Here is a 15,441-nt window from a genome sequence, read left to right on the forward strand (position 1 = left end):
CCTCCTGTGCGCCGGCTGGTCAGCGGTCGCCGCGCCGCGCGGCCCGTCGCTGCTGCTTGATGGTGTCGCGCACCTCGCGCTCGGTCTCCGCGTGCCGGCGGCTGGCGGCGGCCTTGCGCACGCCGTAGCCGAACGCGGCCACCTTGACCAGCGGGTTGGCGGCCGCGGCGGAAACGACGGTGGCCAGGTTGGCGATGTTGGCGGTGACGTTCTGCGCGTGGCTGGTCATGGTGTCGACCTTCGCCAGTTGGAGGTTCACGCCGTCGAGCGAGGTCTGCACCTGCTCCAGCGCGGTGTTGACGTTCTTCACCGTGGTGTTCACGTCGCCGAGCAGCGGTGCGGTCCGATCGTTGAGGTCGTTGATCATCCGGGTGGTGGCGTCCACCGTGTGCCGCAGCCGCAGGATGGGCAGCGTCAGGATGAGCACCAGCACCGCGAACGCGCACGCCGCGATCAGCGCCGCGACCTCTCCAATGTCGCCCACGCCTGTCCTCCTCAAGCAGAGTTCCGCAGGACCCGACGTCCCCGGAACGCACAACCGTGGTACCCGTACCGGCCGCCAGGCCCTCGGCAGTCACCGACGGCGGGCGTGCCCGCCAGCCCCAGACCCTACCGTCCGTGATGGAGACCGGCTCACGACGGTGAGGGTGTCAGCTCACCCAGCGGATCCGCGCTGACCGTCGGGAACGGATCCTCTCCGGTCAGTGACGGGTCGGTCGCCGGCTGCGGTCTGGTCCGCTCGTCGTCGATCGCGTTGCGTACCTTCACCGACACCAACGAGCCGGTGCACTCCGTCGCAGCGGCCGACGGATCTTCAGACGGCACGATGGCCGGCTCGCCGTCGACCGGCGGCGGCACGCAGGTCGGCTCGCGTACCCACAGGTCGAGCGTCAACTCGTCGCGACGCCAGCAGGTGTAACTGCCCTTCACCGGCTGCTCCGGGCAACGGCTCACCTTCCACGGCTGCCAACCGTCCTGGCGCAGCGCGTCCTCATAGACCTGCGCCGTGTCCTTCGGCGACTTCTCCGAGGTCACGGTGCGCTCACGCAGCCGGCAGTCGAGCAGACACCAGCGGCTGCCGCTGACGTCGTCGACCGTCTTCGCGGCGGCCCAGCCGGGCACGTTGAGCTGGTCCAGATTGTCGAAGACCGGGTCACGGCTCAGCGTCCGGATGCCGAAGAAGAGCGGCACCGCGCCGAGCAGCACGACACTGACCAGCACCAGTACCGCCGCACGCAGGCGGCGCCGTTCACGCAACTGCCGGCGCAACTCGGACCGGGCACCCGAGGCGGCGTCGTCGTCCGGCGCGTCCTGGTCGGCCGAGCGCAGCGCCAGCCCGCCGGGCGGCTCCGGTGCCGGACGGTCGACCGGGCCGGACGGCGCCGGCACCACGGCGGCGGCACGGGCCACCCCGACGGGCTCGCCGGAGCGACCGGGCGGCGGCACAGGGGCGACGCCACTCGGCTCGGGACGGCCCGGCTCCCGATGTGGAGGCAGGGCACGGCCCGCGGCACGGTCGGACGGCGCGGGTCGACCGACCGGTGCACCACCACGGGCCATCGCGGGAGACCCGGGCGTGGCGCCCGGCTCACCGCTCGCCCGATCGTCGGCGAGGGGCGGCTGGACGCCGCCGGGTGGCCGGACGGCGGCACGAGCCGGGCCGTCCGGACGCGGACGCGGTGGGCCGTCCACACCCGGCGGTACGGCGGCGCGAGCGAGACCTTCCGGACGGGCCGCCTCGGCACCCGCGCCGGGGCGGGGCGGACCGTCGGCGCCACGGCGCCCGGCGTCCGGGACCGGTGCGTCACCCGGGACGGGCCGGGCCCGGCCGGGCGGGGTGGAGCGGGCGGGACCCCGAGACGGTGCGGTGGGGCCGGCGCCGGGCGCGGGTCGCCCACCGGCGTACGGGTCGTCTCCGCGGTCACCCGCCGGACCGGGACGGACCGGACCGGTCGGGCCGTCCGGGCCGGGTTCGGCCTGCGGGCGACGGCGGCGGCCGGTGGGGTCCGAAGTGGGCGTCGCGGCGCCCCGACCACGGGTGGGCCGCTCGCCGGCGGCCGGCGGGTAGGGCAGGGCATGTTCCCCGGTGGATCCCGGCGTGTCCGGCCGGGCGGCGGCGGCACGACGACCACTCGGTGGGTTTACTCCCGGATCGGCCGGCTGTCCGGCGGGCCGGCGGCCGGCGGGACGCTCCGCGGCGGGGTCCGGCACACCGAGTCGGCCGGCCTCGGCGAACTCCCCCGTGCCGGTGGTCGTCGCCGGACGGCGACCCGCGGCCGGCGGGGTGCCGCCTCGGCGGTCGACCACCGGTAGCCCGGGGTCGGTGTGCGGCAGGCGGCCGGCCTGACGCAGCCAGTCGGCGGGCCGCTCCGGGCGGTCCGCCCGGGGTTCGCCGCCGGCCGGCGTGCGTCGCTCCGGCTCGTCGGAGACAGCCCGGCGTCGACCGGTGCCGTCGACCGGGCCGACGGTGGGCGTGGCGCCGCTGTGACCACCGGACGCCTCGGGCACCGACGGCGCGTTGCCCGTGCGAGGCACCACCGGCTCGTCGGACTCCGCGGCACGGCGACGGCCGCCGGCTGGCGGACGAGAGCGGTCGGCGGTACGGCGGGCGGTGGGCTCCGTTGCCCCGGGGTCGACCGGGCCGGACCGACGCCGGGCGGTACGCGGGTCACGGTCGACGGCGGGGTCGGGCCGCAGGCCGTCCGAGACCGGCGGCACGGCTCCAGCCGGTGCCCCGTCGAACCGGGCCGGCCCGGAGGCGGCGGGTGACCCGGCGGCCCGCGCCGGATCGGGTGCCGCTCCGGTGGCGCGTCGACCGGCGGGCGTGCCGTCGGTGGGCGGCAGCGGACGGCTGGGCTCGGCGGGTTCTGGGCCGGGTCGGCGGACCGGCGGACCGGCGTCCGGCCGGCGCAGCGGCGGCATCGCGTCCGGGTGCCGCCCGGCTGCGGCGGCGTCCGGACGACGGCCGGCCGGGGCGCCAGAGGCCGGTGGGCCTGCGGATGGGCCGGGGGGAACCGCCGCGGGGCGAGGGCGGGCCGGGCCGCCGGGCGCGTCGGGAGTCGGTCGAGACCCCGGCGGGCCGGCCGGGTCACCGCCGACCGGGCGGGTGGTGGGCTGCGGCGGCGGTACGGCGGCGCGAGCGGCGGTGCCGGGCGCCGGCTGAACGCCACGACGCACCGGCTGACCCGAGGCGGGAGCACCGGGGCTGGCGGCGGGTGGCCGGTCGTCCGGGCGGCGACCCACTGGCGGCGCCTCCCCCGGCCAGGGCCCGTCGACCGGTCGACGGGCGGCGCCCGGGTCGCTCTGACGCTGGGCGGGCGGCGCCGAGGCCTCCGGCGCCGCCGGCGCACCGCCGCGCCCACCGGCCCGCTCTGCCGGCGGGCCCGTACGCGGCCCGGCGGGTTCCACCGGGACACCGCCCCGCGGGTTGGTCGGCTGCGCCGGGGCGCCGTCCGGGCCCAGTTCGGTACGTTGCTGCTTGGCCGAGCGCAGGTCGTCGATCCAGCCGAACTCCTCGCCGGCGACCGGCTCCTCCGGCTCGGTCTCGGCCGGCCGACCTCGACCCCAGCGGCGCGCCTTGGCGCGGGAATCGCGCCGCTCGTCCGGGCCCTCGTCCGGGCGGTCCCCACCACGCGATCTCACTGTTGACCCTCTCCTGCGGCATCGGTGCCGCTGTCCTGCATCGTGCCGGGGGTGCCCGTACCCGTCGCCGGACGACCGGCCTCGACGGAAAGCGCCGACGCGGTCCGCCCCGTTACGGGCGGCTCGGCTGTCGGAGTCTCCGGACGGGCGGCCGGGGCCGGCAGGCCACGCACGATCCGGCGCAGCAGCGGCAGCCGGGTGGCCACCGACCGTTCCGCGCCGTGCGGGCTGGGCTGGTAGTAGTCGGTGCCCACCAGGTCGTCCGGGACGTACTGCTGGGTGACCACGCCGCGCTGGTCGTCGTGCGGGTAGCGGTAGCCGGTCCCGTGGCCCAGCCCTCGGGCGCCGGCGTAGTGCGCGTCGCGCAGCCCTCGTGGCACCGGGCCACCGCGACCGGCCCGCACGTCGGCGATCGCGGCGCCGATGGCGGTGGTGGCCGAGTTCGACTTCGGCGCCGTGGCCAGGTGGATCACCGCCTGCGCCAGGTTGAGCTGCGCTTCGGGCAGCCCGACGTACTCGACCGCGTGCGCGGCGGCGGTGGCGACACTCAGGGCCCCGGGGTCGGCCATGCCGACATCCTCACTGGCGAAGATGACCAGGCGGCGGGCGATGAACCGGGCGTCCTCACCGGCGACCAGCATGCGGGCCAGCCAGTGCACGGCGGCGTCCACGTCCGAACCGCGCATGCTCTTGATGAAGGCGCTGACCACGTCGTAGTGGGCGTCGCCGTCGCGGTCGTAGCGCACCGCCGCCACGTCGACGGCCTGCTCGGCGGTGGCGAGGTCGATCCGCCCGGCGCCGAGCGCCGTGGCGGAGGCCGCCGCCGCCTCCAGTGCGGTCAGCGCCTTGCGGACGTCGCCCGCGGCGAGCCGGACCAGGTGGTCCTCGGCCTCGGTGGTCAGGGTCAGCGCGCCGTCCAGGCCGCGCTTGTCGGCGACCGCGCGGCGCAGCAGTCCCCGGACCGCCTCGTCGTCCAACGGTTGCAGGGTGAGCAGCACACACCGCGACAGCAGCGGAGAGATGACCGAGAAGTACGGGTTCTCGGTGGTCGCCGCCAGCAACGTGACCGTACGGTCCTCGACTGCGGCGAGCAGCGAGTCCTGTTGGGTCTTGCTGAACCGGTGCACCTCGTCGATGAAGAGAACGGTCTGCGGGCCGCCCGAGCGGCGTTGGCGACGGGCCGCCTCGATCACCGCCCGCACGTCCTTGACCCCGGCGGAGAGCGCCGACATGGCGACGAAGCGGCGGTCGGTCGCACCGGCGACCAGGTGCGCGATGGTGGTCTTGCCGCTGCCCGGCGGGCCCCACAGGATCACCGACATCGGGGCGCCGCCGGAAACCAGTTGCCGCAGTGGGGCACCGGGGGCGAGCAGGTGCTCCTGCCCGACCAGTTCGTCGAGGCTCACCGGGCGCATCCGGACGGGCAGGGGCGAATCGTCGGCCACCGCGGTGAAGCCGTCGACACCGGCGGGACCGTCGGGCGCGCTGCGCGACCCGGCGGGTTCACCGAGGGAGAAGAGGGCGTCGGACTCCATCACGAAGACAGTACCGGGCCGGGCCCACGACCCCGGAATCGCGCCGTGGGCCCGCCGTCGGTGATCGGTTCCGGTCAGCCACGACCGGGGCGCCGGCCCCGGTACCAGCGGCCGCCGCCACCGCCGCGCGGGCCGTTGCCCACGCCGCCGAGGTAGAGCGAGAGCAGGAGCAGCCCGATGAGCACGAGGGTGTTCCAGTTGAACAGGTCCGGCGCTCCGAAGTCGGTGTTGAGCAGGTCGAGCAGCAGGGCAAAGCCAAAGACGATGGCCGCGAGAATGGCGAGCATGTCGGTCCTCCGGTGGGGGTTCCCAGTAGGTCGGCGCGTGATGTACCCAATCGGTCGACTCGCCAATCTCCACGGTGGATTCGACCGCGCCCCGGCGGCCCGGCGCAGGCGCTCGACCCGCGACTCCTAGGCTGGTTGGCATGATCATCGACGACCAGGTGCTTCGGGACCGGAGCGCCGTCCTGGCCGCCGTCGGCCACCACCCGTTCGCCCGGCACGCACTCGGGGGGACCCCGCCGGTGCGCGCCTACCGTCGCGACGGCGCCGTGCTGTGGTTGGTGCCGCCCGAGTACGGGCCGGCCGGCTGCGCGATCGGCCCGGCCGGGCCGGCGATCGAGGTCTGTGTCGGGCTGGCAGCCGACGGCGTGCTGCGGCCGGGACAGCGGCTGCACCTGCCTCGGCACGATCGCGGTCTGCTGACCGACCGGCTGGCGGTGGCCGAGCACAGCGACTGGGACTTCCACTGGCTTGGCGCGCCGCCGCCGGTGCAGCCGGACGAGCAGCGGGTCGTACGCCTCACCGAGGCCGACCAACAGGCCATGGAGGCGCTGATCGACGAGGCGTTCCCGAGCACCACCTCCCGCCCGGGCGACCCACGGGTGGTGGCCTGGTACGGCATCCGGGCCGGCGGCCGGCTGGTGGCGTGCGGCGCGGATCGCAGCCAGGGCGACATCGGCTTCCTCGCCGGCCTGACCGTGGCCCCCGACCAGCGGGGTCGGGGTCTGGGTGCGGCGCTGACCGCCGGGATGTCCCGGGCGCTGCTGGCCCATTACGACACCGTCGGGCTCGGCGTCTACACGCACAACGTCGGGGCGGCGCGGCTCTACCGACGGCTCGGCTTCACCGGCACCCTTCCCCTCAGCACGCTCCGCCTCGCCTGAGCTGTCCGGAAGGGCCCCTTGTCAGCGCCGGGCGTCGACAAGGGGCCGGTGCTCAACGGTCGGCGGGTACGGGGACCGCGAGCGGGTCGGCGGCGGGGGCGGATCGGCGGCCGGCCAGCCAGGCGGGCAGGTAGAGCGGGGCGGCGACGGCGAGCACCACCGCGCCGACCACCATCGCGGTGCCGACGCTGGTGGCCGCGGCGAGCGCGGTCAACGCCACCCCGCCGAGCGCGCCGGCCGGCTGCGCCATCATCGAGTTCAGTGAGAGCACGCTGGTCCGGTACGGGCCGTCGACCTGCCGGTGCAGCAGCCCACTGTGCAGCGGGTTGGACGCGCCGTGCACGGCGTAGCAGGCCAGGTAGGCGACGAGCACTCCGACCGGTCCGGCGAACAGCCCCATCCCGACCACCGTGACGCCCTGCAGGATGCGCAGCAGGGCCGCGCCCGGCGCGGCACCCAGCCAGCGCAGCAGCAACGGGGTCAGTGCCGCGCCGGCAGCCGAGGCGAGCCAGGCGGCCGAGTTGGCGGGTCCGAGCAGCGCGGCGGCGCGTTCCGGGTTGCCGATCACCTCGGCGAGCCGCACCGGCAGCAGCGACTCGAAGGTGACCATGCCGAAGCCCCAGAACAGCTCCACCGCGACCAGAGCCAGCAGGACCCGGGAGCGACGCAGCAGCCCGATGGCCTCGCCGATCATCCGGGGCGCCTGGACCACCGAGGCCCGCACGGCCGCGAAGCCGGTGGCCGCACGCTGCTCGACCAGCAGGACGAACAGCGCGACCAGTGCCGCCGCCTGGGCCACGATGGCGACCAGCACGGGCACCGTGAGCGCGGTGACCGGCCCGATCGGGCCGAGTGCGACGAGGCCACCGCTGAGCAGCGCGCCAGCACCGATGGCACCGCCGATGACGGTGCCGGCGTACCCGAGGCCCCGCTCGTACTCGGCCTCCGGGTCGGCGGCCAGGGTGGCGTCGACGTACCAGGACTCCAGCGGGCCGCTGTCCAGCGCCCGGTAGATCCCCTGCAACGCCCAGACCAGGAAGAACAGCACGAACGAGTCGGCGACCGCGAACAGCGCCAGCGAGGCGAGGTTGAGCACTCCGGCGGCGAGCAGCACCGGTCGGCGGCCGAGGGCGTCGGCGAGCCCGCCGGTGGGCAGCTCCAGCGCCAGCACCAGCAGCCCCTGCGCGGTGCCGACCAGGCCGATCTGCGGCAGCGACAGGCCGCGCTCCTGCATCAGCAGGATCATCACCGGGATCATCAGACCCGTGGGCAGCCAGCGCAGGCCGTACAGCGTGAGGTAACGACGCCGGACCTGGCGTACGGTCAGTGCGCTCACCGGTATTCCTCCCGCAGCGGGTAGGCGGCCAGGAAGACCTGCACCGGCCGGGCCTGCGGGTCGGCGGATTCGGCGGATTCGGCCTCGCGGCGGTACCGCTCCAGCACCTGCCACACCTCTGCCTCGAGCTCCTCGAGCCGGGCCGGCGGGATGGTCATGAAGATGTCGCTCATGCCGAAGGCGTCCCGCCAGGCTGGGGACCACTCATGCTGGGTGGCGAACCAGCGTTCGGCGTGCTCGACGAGATGCCGCACCTGGTCGCCCTGAATCCACTCGATCGCGGCCCGGGCGTCGGGGTCGTCGTCGAAGTCGGTCGGTTCCCAGTTGGTGACGTCGTGCGCGGCCTGCCACCAGCGCTGCCGTCCGCTGCCCCGGTCAGGATCCTCGACGACCAGCCCGACCTCGGCGAGCTGGCGCAGGTGGTAGCTGGTCGCGCCGGTGTTGGTGCCGAGCATCGCCGCCAGCGTGGTGGCGGTGGCCGGGCCCTTCACGCGCAGAGCCCCGACCAGTCGCATCCGGAGCGGGTGCGCGAGGACCCGAACCTGCCGCTTGTCGATCCGCACCTCACGCGGCACCGGCCGCGGTGTCGATCCGTCGTTCGCCATGACTGCACAGTATCTCTGCACGTTTTCTATGCACAATAGGTGTGCAGGGAATGCGTGCAGAAAAAATATGGACGGGTCAGTGCGCCAGGAGCTCGCGCACACCGCGCAGTCGGGTGCGCAGCAGACCGGCGGCGCGGGTGCAGTCCAGGCGTACCTCGGTGGGGCCGGCCTGCCCAGCGGCGGCGCTGGTGGTGGTCTTCAGCCCGGCCGCGTCCAGGCCGAACCGCTCGGCGACCAGCAGGCCCAGCTCCGCGCGACTGACCGCGTCCGTGCCGGCCACGTTGAGCGGGCCGGCGTGGTCGCCGTCCACCAGTTCCAGCACGGCGTCGGCCAGGTCGGTGACGTCGACCGGGCAGCGGATCATGTCGGTGAACAGGGTGACCCGGCCGGCGAGGGCGTCCCGGCAGAGCTGAATCTGCTTGCTGCCCTCCCCCAGGATCAGCGAGGTACGCACCAGCACCGCACCGGGGTCGATCGCCCGCACGGCGGTCTCGGCCGCCGCCTTCGCGGCCCCGTACGCGTTCACCGGGCTGGGTGGGTCGTCGTCGGCGTACGGCGTGGGACGGCCGGCGTGCAGCGCGTCGCTGGACAGGTGCACCAGCCGGGCGCCCACCTGGGCGGCGGCGACCGCCACGTACGCGGCTCCGTCGGCGGTGACCGTCCAGTCGTCGTACCGGTAGGGGGTCGACACGACCGCGTCCGGGCGCACCTCGGTGACCAGCTCGCGCACCGCGGCCCGGTCGGTGACGTCCAGCCGACGCACCACGACGCCCGGCGCCGCGACCTCCCCCGAGTGGCAGGTCCCGACGACCGACCACCCGAGGCCCACCGCCCGCCGACAGACTTCCCCGCCGAGTAGCCCACTACCCCCGACCACGAGCACCCGCATGCCACCACTCCCCCGTCGACGACCAAGAGGTTTGCGTCACCTCGCCGGGGCGATGATGACGCAAACCTCTTGATCAACCAAGCAGGTGCGGGGTGGGGTCAGACCGGGTCGGCTACCGGGGCTGCCGGGCCGGCGGTGCCGGTGTGCGCGGTGGCCGGGGGCTTGGGCTTCGCGTCGATGCCGGCCTCGGTGCGCTGCTGGGCCGTGATCGGCGTCGGCGCGCCGGTCAGCGGGTCGAAGCCACCCCGGGTCTTCGGGAAGGCGATGACCTCACGGATGGAGTCGGCACCGGCGAGCAGCATGCACACCCGGTCCCAGCCGAAGGCGATGCCGCCGTGCGGCGGGGCGCCGTACTTGAACGCCTCCAGCAGGAAGCCGAACTTGTCCTGCGCCTCCTCGGGAGTGATGCCGAGCAGGTCGAAGACCCGCTTCTGCACGTCGCCCCGGTGGATACGGATCGACCCACCACCGATCTCGTTGCCGTTGCAGACGATGTCGTACGCGTACGCCAGCGCCCGGTCCGGAGCCTCCTCGAACCGGTCGACCCACTCCGAGTTGGGCGAGGTGAACGGGTGGTGCACGGCGGTCCAACCGCCCTCGTCCGTGCGCTCGAACATCGGCGCGTCGACCACCCAGCAGAACGCCCAGGCGCTCTCGTCGATCAGCCCGGCCCGCTTGGCGATCTCGACGCGGGCGGCGCCGAGCAACTCCTGAGCCTCCCGGGTGGTGGCGCTCGCGGCGAAGAACACCGCGTCACCCGGCTTGGCGCCGACCGCGTCGGCAAGCCCACCCAGGTGCTCGGCGGAGAGGTTCTTCGCCACCGGGCCACGCGCCTCGCCCGTTTCGGCGTCCAGCACCACGTACGCCAGGCCCCGCGCGCCACGCGCCTTGGCCCAGTCCTGCCAACCGTCCAGCTCCTTGCGGCTCTGCGCCGCACCGCCCGGCATCACCACCGCGCCGACGTAGCCGCCCGCGTCGATCGCACCGGCGAACACCCGGAACTCGGTGCCGCGCAGGTAGTCGGTCAACTCGGTCAGCTCGACGCCGTAGCGCAGGTCCGGCTTGTCGGAGCCGTAACGGGCCATCGCGTCGTGCCAGGTGATCCGCGGGATCGGCCGGCTGATCTCGTGCCCGGCCAGGTCCTTCCAGAGCGCCGAGACGATCGCCTCGCCGAGGTCGATCACGTCGTCCTCGGTGACGAAGGACATCTCGATGTCGAGCTGGGTGAACTCGGGCTGCCGGTCGGCGCGGAAGTCCTCGTCGCGGTAGCAGCGGGCGATCTGGTAGTACCGCTCCATGCCGCCGACCATCAGCAGCTGCTTGAACAGCTGCGGCGACTGCGGCAGCGCGTACCAGCTGCCGGGCTGCAGGCGCACCGGGACCAGGAAGTCGCGGGCGCCCTCGGGCGTCGAGCGGGTCAGCGTCGGCGTCTCGATCTCCAGGAAGTCCCGCTCGTGCAGCACGCCCCGGGCGAGGTGGCTGGCGCGCGAGCGCAGCCGCAGCGCGTTCGCCGGGCCGCTGCGGCGCAGGTCCAGGTAGCGGTACTTGAGCCGGATGTCGTCACCGGCCTCGATCTGGTCGTCCACCGGCAGCGGCAGCGGCGCCGCCTCGGAGAGCACCTCCAGCTCGACGACGGTCACCTCGACCTCACCGGTGGGCAGCTCCGGGTTCTCGTTACCGGCCGGCCGGCGGGTCACCTCGCCGACGACCTTCACACAGAACTCGTTGCGCAGCGCGTGCGCATCCTCCTCGCGGAAGACCACCTGGACAACGCCGGAACCGTCGCGCAGGTCGACGAAGACGACCCCGCCGTGGTCGCGCCGGCGGGCCACCCACCCGGCGAGCGTCACCGTCGAGCCGGCGTCCGCGGCGCGCAGGCTTCCGGCATTGTGGGTACGGATCACGGCTGGCAACTCCTCATCGTGGAACAGTCCTCACCAGCATTCTGTCAGGGGTGGCCGCCCCGCCTCCGGGGCACCCGGCAGGCCCGCGCGATTCGCTGGTGGGGCGGACCGGCGAACCCGACTCGGCCGGCAGTCTCGCCGGTTAACGTGGCGAGATGCGCGCCGTACCGAACTGGGCCGTCGCCACGGCGGCGGCGGCACCCGTGTTGCTGGTGGCCGGCTGGACGGTCGCGCAGGCGCGGCAGCCCACCGGGTACGACCCGATCCGGGACACCATCAGCGAGTTGGCGGGGCAGGACGCCACCGACGCCTGGATCATGGTCGGGGCCCTGGTGCTGCTCGGCTGCTGCTATCTGGCAGTCGCCGCCGTGTTGCACGCGGCCGGGCTGCCGAGCCGCTTCCTGCTCGCGGTCGGCGGGGTGGCCACCATCGCGTTGGTCGCCTTTCCCCGGCCACCGGTCGGGGGTTCGCTCAGCCACGGCATCGCGGCGACGGTGGCGGTTCTCGCCCTGGCGCTGTGGCCGGCCGGTTCGGCGCTGCGGCTGCCACGTGGCCCGGACGCCGCACACCCGAGCGCCGCGCAGCCGCCGTGGGCGTTCCGCCGGGCCGTGGGACTGAGTGCCACGCTCGTGCTGCTCGCCCTCTTCGGCTGGTGTGCCTTCGAGGTGACCAGCGGGTCACGCACGGGGTTGGCCGAGCGGATCACGGCGGTGGCCGTATCGCTCTGGCCGCTGCTGGCGGTCCTTTCCGCCCGACGGGCGCACCTCGCGTGGGCCACCGGTGGTGCCACATCCGTCGGTCCGGCCCTGCCTGGCGTCGTACCACCGGACCCCCTGCGACCAGCGGAGGGTCCGGATCGGCTCGCGTGAGGCGGGCCCCACGCGCGACGCGGGCCGCCGGAGGATTCCGGCGGCCCGCGAGCGGTACGTCGATCAGAAGACGCTGACGCCGTAGCGGCTGAGCGCCTCGGTGACCGGCTGGAAGAAGGTCGTGCCGCCGCTGCTGCAGTTGCCGCTGCCGCCGGAGGTCAGGCCCAGGGCGGTGCCGCCGGCGAACAGCGAGCCGCCGCTGTCGCCCGGCTCGGCGCAGACGTTGGTGCGGATCAGGCCGGAGACCGAGCCCTCGGCGTAGTTCACCGTGGCGTTGGTCGCGGTCACCGAGCCGGAGCGCAGGCCGGTGGTGCTGCCGGAGCGCTGGACCGCCTGGCCGACGGAGGCGTTGCCGGCGCCGGTGATGTCGCGGTAGCTGCCGTTGTAGAGGTAGACGTTGCCGGCGGCGTTGGCGGAGTTGCTGTGCCGGACGATGCCGTAGTCGTTACCCGGGAAGCTGGTGCCGGCACGGGTGCCGAGCAGCGCGGTCTGGGCGGAGTTCGAGTACCAGCTGGCCGAGATGTTGGTGCAGTGCCCGGCCGTCAGGAAGTAGTAGGTGCTGCCGCTGCGCACGTTGAAGCCGAGCGAGCAGCGCCCGCCACCGCCGGCGTAGATGGCCTGGCCGCCGGAGATCCGGGTGCTCAGCACGCCGGCCTCAGCCTCGATCCGGACCGCGCCGTTGGCCCGCGCGGCGGCGGCCTTGACCTGCTCCAGCTTCGCTCCGGTGACGGTGCTGTCCACCGAGACGACGACCTGGTTGGTGACCGGGTCGCTCCACCAGGCGGTGCCCGGGATCTTGGCGGAGCGCTCCAGGTCGGCGGTGGCCCGGTTGAGCTCGGCGGCACCGCGGGTGACGTAGCGGACGACAGCGCCGGCCTTGCTCGCCTTGCTGGCGGCGGCCGCGTCGGTCACCGTGACGACGGACTTGCCGCTGGCGTCGATGTACGAGCCGGCGGAGCGGTCGCCGAGTTCCGCGGAGAGCGCGGCGGCGGCGTCGGGCGAGGCGGCGGGGGCGGCCTGGGCGGGTGCGCCGATGAGCGAGCCGACGACCAGACTTCCGGACACGGCGACGGTGGCCGCGACGCGGAATGAGGACCTCGTGGGTCGCATGTAACAAACCTCCTGGGCGGGGGAACGGGTCTCGCCGGGGGCGACTGACCCGATGGCAACCCGGCCGATCTGGGGAAACCGGCCGAATGAACTGAAGTATTCACATACTTAAGATCATTGACAAGGCTTGGTTTCGCCCGGTTCCGCCGATCTTGACAGGCCACATCGCCGCAACACCTCTGACACGATGGCGAACAGGCACCGTCACACCGAATCGACGCCGCATTCATTTGTCTCGATGACGCCGGGTGGCGCGAGTGTCGTCGCGTCAGGGGGTACGACGGCGCGCGCCGGGCCCCGGGCGGGGCACCACGTCGCGTGGCTCACCCACGTCGTGCCCGTCGGCACATCGCAGTTCGACGCGTACCGGCGCGCCGCAGTCCCGGTGCGCGACACTCAGCGGCGAACCCTCGGGGTCGGCGAGGTACCGGTCGCCCCACCCGAGCACGGCGACCAGCACCGGCCACAGGTCGAGGCCCTTCTCCGTCAACCGGTACTCGTGGCGCGGCCGGCTGCCGGGCTCCCGGTACGGCTCGCGCCTCAGCACGCCCCGCTCCACCAGGGTGGCCAGCCGGTTGGTCAGCACCTGACGTGGGATGCCGGTGCGCACCCGCATGTCGTCGAAGCGGCGTACACCGCTGAACACCTCACGGAGCACCACCAGGGTCCACCGCTCGCCGAGGATCTCCATCGCGCGGGCGATGGTGCAGTTCTCCACCGACCAGTCCAGTGCCGCGGGTCGCATCCGACCAGGCTAGGTCTCATTGACAGACTCAGCAAGGTGCTGCCAGGCTGCGTCCATGACACAGACGCAGGAACCGGCGCGCAGCCGTACCTTCACCTGGTCGGACCCGGCCGCCAACGCCGCCCAGGTCGGTCAGCGCAGCGGCATCGACATGCTCCGGGCGATGATCGCCGGTGAGCTGGCCGCGCCGCCGGTGATGCACCTGATCGACATGGCCCGGATGGAGGCCAACGAGGGGTGGGTCGCCGTCGAGCTGATCCCGCAGGAGTTCCACTACAACCCGCTCGGCACCGTCCACGGTGGCGTCATCTCGACGCTGCTGGACACCGCCGCGGGATGCGCCGTGCACACCACACTCCCCGCCGGCGTCGGCTACACCTCGCTGGACCTCAACGTGAAGTTCCTCCGCCCGGTGACGGTCGACAGCGGCACGCTGCGCTGCGAGGGCACGGTGCTGCAACGCGGCCGCCGCACGGCCCTGGCCGAGGCCCGCATCACCGACGCGAGCGCCCGCCTGATAGCCCACGCAACCAGCACCTGCCTGATCCTCCCCCTCCCCTAACCCACCCCACCCCACCCCATCCCAGCCCGCCCCGTTGATCATGAAGTTATTGCCCCGACACGCCGTCGCGAGTGGCAATAACTTCATGATCAACGGGGCGGGTGGGGGCCGGGTGGGGGTGCGAGGAGGGGGTTTAGCGGAGGGCTAGGCGGGCGGCTCGGGCATCGCGCTTCTCCTCGAAGCGGCTCGCGGCGCGGTCCAGGTCTTCGAGCTGGGCGGCCAACTGCTCGCGGGCGGCTTCGCCGTCGGCGTTCAGACCGGTCACGTTGAAGACGTCCCACTGACGCAGCACCGGCTGCAGCACCTCGTCGCGGTGCTGCCGCAGGTCGTAGATTCCGGCCAGGGCGATCGCCACCGACTTGCGGGCGAAACCGTCGATGCCGTTGCCCGGCATCTGGAAGTCGGCCACCACGTCGGCGACGGCCCGCATGGCCTGACTCGGGGCCAGCTCGAACGCGGCGGCGAGCAGGTTGCGGTAGAAGACCATGTGCAGGTTCTCGTCGGCGGCCACCCGGGCCAGCAGGGCCTCACAGGCGGGGTCGCCGGTGGCCTTGCCGGTGTTGCGGTGCGAGATGCGGGTGGCCAGCTCCTGGAACGAGACGTACGCCAACGAGTGCAGCACCTCGTCGTCGTGCGCGTTGACGTAGCCGGCGGACATGTGCGTCATCCGGGCCCGCTCCAGCGCCACCGGGTCGACCGCCCGGGTGACCGTCAGGTAGTCGCGGATCGCGGTGCCGTGCCGACCCTCCTCCGCGGTCCACCGGTGCACCCAGGTGCCCCACGCGCCGTCCCGGCCGAACAGGGTGGCGATCTCGTGGTGGTACGAGGGCAGGTTGTCCTCGGTCAACAGGTTCACGATCAGCGCGGTGCGGGCCACGTCGGGGATGGTGGAGTCGGTCGGGGACCACGCCTCGCCGCCGAGCGGCCCGTCGAAGGTCCGCCCCTCGCTCCACGGCACGTACTCGTGGGGGAACCACTCCTTGGCCAGCGAGAGGTGGCGGTCGAGGTTGCGCGCGACCACCGGCTCCAACTCGACGAGCAGTGCGGTCTGGCTCACTGTGGTGCTGACGGTCACG

General features: G+C 73.8%; 14 protein-coding genes. 3 read left to right on the forward strand and 11 right to left on the reverse strand.

Annotated features, from left to right (window positions below; all coding sequences use genetic code 11):
• Positions 1–19 precede the first annotated feature (19 nt).
• From ACQEUX_RS13745 to ACQEUX_RS13760, 4 genes are all read right to left on the reverse strand, one after another.
• Positions 20–484, reverse strand: a complete 465-nt coding sequence (locus ACQEUX_RS13745; protein ID WP_433046561.1) for a DUF948 domain-containing protein — start codon at positions 482–484, stop codon at positions 20–22.
• A gap of 149 nt (positions 485–633) precedes the next feature.
• Positions 634–1,335 carry a hypothetical protein gene (locus ACQEUX_RS13750; protein WP_433049825.1) on the reverse strand — a complete coding sequence of 234 codons (702 nt, stop codon included), beginning with the start codon at positions 1,333–1,335 and terminating at the stop codon, positions 634–636.
• Positions 1,336–3,638: 2,303 nt separating this feature from the next.
• The gene (locus tag ACQEUX_RS13755; protein WP_433046564.1) at positions 3,639–5,177 is read right to left on the reverse strand and encodes a replication-associated recombination protein A; all 1,539 of its coding nucleotides are present in this window, start codon (positions 5,175–5,177) and stop codon (positions 3,639–3,641) included.
• A 74-nt stretch (positions 5,178–5,251) separates the two neighbouring features.
• The gene (locus ACQEUX_RS13760) at positions 5,252–5,464 is read right to left on the reverse strand and encodes a hypothetical protein (protein ID WP_204944524.1); all 213 of its coding nucleotides are present in this window, start codon (positions 5,462–5,464) and stop codon (positions 5,252–5,254) included.
• Positions 5,465–5,604: 140 nt separating this feature from the next.
• Between ACQEUX_RS13760 and ACQEUX_RS13765 the strand changes: the two genes are divergently transcribed.
• Complete coding sequence (locus tag ACQEUX_RS13765; RefSeq protein ID WP_433046567.1) at positions 5,605–6,345, forward strand: GNAT family N-acetyltransferase; 741 nt, start codon at positions 5,605–5,607, stop codon at positions 6,343–6,345.
• Positions 6,346–6,397: 52 nt separating this feature from the next.
• On the opposite strand, the gene ACQEUX_RS13770 is transcribed toward ACQEUX_RS13765, so the two are convergent.
• The 4 genes from ACQEUX_RS13770 to aspS all read right to left on the reverse strand — a co-directional run bounded on the left by ACQEUX_RS13770 (position 6,398) and on the right by aspS (position 11,079).
• A complete protein-coding gene (locus ACQEUX_RS13770) occupies positions 6,398–7,681 on the reverse strand; it encodes an MFS transporter (protein ID WP_433046570.1) in 1,284 nt (427 codons plus the stop codon).
• Entirely contained in the window at positions 7,678–8,286 is a 609-nt protein-coding gene (locus ACQEUX_RS13775; RefSeq protein ID WP_433046572.1) for a helix-turn-helix domain-containing protein, read from the reverse strand. Before ACQEUX_RS13775 ends, ACQEUX_RS13770 begins: the two co-directional genes overlap by 4 nt.
• A 76-nt stretch (positions 8,287–8,362) precedes the next feature.
• Entirely contained in the window at positions 8,363–9,175 is an 813-nt protein-coding gene (locus ACQEUX_RS13780; RefSeq protein ID WP_433046575.1) for a sugar nucleotide-binding protein, read from the reverse strand.
• 98 nt (positions 9,176–9,273) lie between these two features.
• Positions 9,274–11,079, reverse strand: coding sequence for an aspartate--tRNA ligase (gene aspS, locus ACQEUX_RS13785; RefSeq protein WP_433046578.1), 1,806 nt, complete (start codon positions 11,077–11,079; stop codon positions 9,274–9,276).
• Positions 11,080–11,234: 155 nt separating this feature from the next.
• Between aspS and ACQEUX_RS13790 the strand changes: the two genes are divergently transcribed.
• On the forward strand, positions 11,235–11,948 hold the full coding sequence (locus ACQEUX_RS13790) for a DUF998 domain-containing protein (RefSeq protein ID WP_433046581.1): 714 nt from the start codon (positions 11,235–11,237) through the stop codon (positions 11,946–11,948).
• A 63-nt stretch (positions 11,949–12,011) separates the two neighbouring features.
• Here the strand turns inward: ACQEUX_RS13790 and ACQEUX_RS13795 are convergent, their stop codons facing one another.
• Together ACQEUX_RS13795 and ACQEUX_RS13800 are read right to left on the reverse strand one after the other, a co-directional pair.
• Positions 12,012–13,058 (reverse strand): S1 family peptidase, encoded by a 1,047-nt coding sequence (locus ACQEUX_RS13795; protein ID WP_433046584.1) that lies wholly within the window; start codon positions 13,056–13,058, stop codon positions 12,012–12,014.
• A gap of 268 nt (positions 13,059–13,326) precedes the next feature.
• Positions 13,327–13,803 carry a winged helix-turn-helix transcriptional regulator gene (locus ACQEUX_RS13800; RefSeq protein WP_433046587.1) on the reverse strand — a complete coding sequence of 159 codons (477 nt, stop codon included), beginning with the start codon at positions 13,801–13,803 and terminating at the stop codon, positions 13,327–13,329.
• A gap of 55 nt (positions 13,804–13,858) precedes the next feature.
• Here ACQEUX_RS13800 and ACQEUX_RS13805 point away from each other — a divergent pair, with 55 nt between their 5' ends.
• Complete coding sequence (locus tag ACQEUX_RS13805) at positions 13,859–14,365, forward strand: PaaI family thioesterase (protein ID WP_433046590.1); 507 nt, start codon at positions 13,859–13,861, stop codon at positions 14,363–14,365.
• A 133-nt stretch (positions 14,366–14,498) separates the two neighbouring features.
• Here ACQEUX_RS13805 and ACQEUX_RS13810 read toward each other — a convergent pair whose 3' ends face one another.
• Positions 14,499–15,440, reverse strand: coding sequence for an acyl-ACP desaturase (locus ACQEUX_RS13810; RefSeq protein WP_433046593.1), 942 nt, complete (start codon positions 15,438–15,440; stop codon positions 14,499–14,501).
• Position 15,441: the final 1 nt, after the last annotated feature.

This window comes from Micromonospora sp. CA-259024 (assembly GCF_050936255.1).
Taxonomy (GTDB): domain Bacteria; phylum Actinomycetota; class Actinomycetes; order Mycobacteriales; family Micromonosporaceae; genus Micromonospora.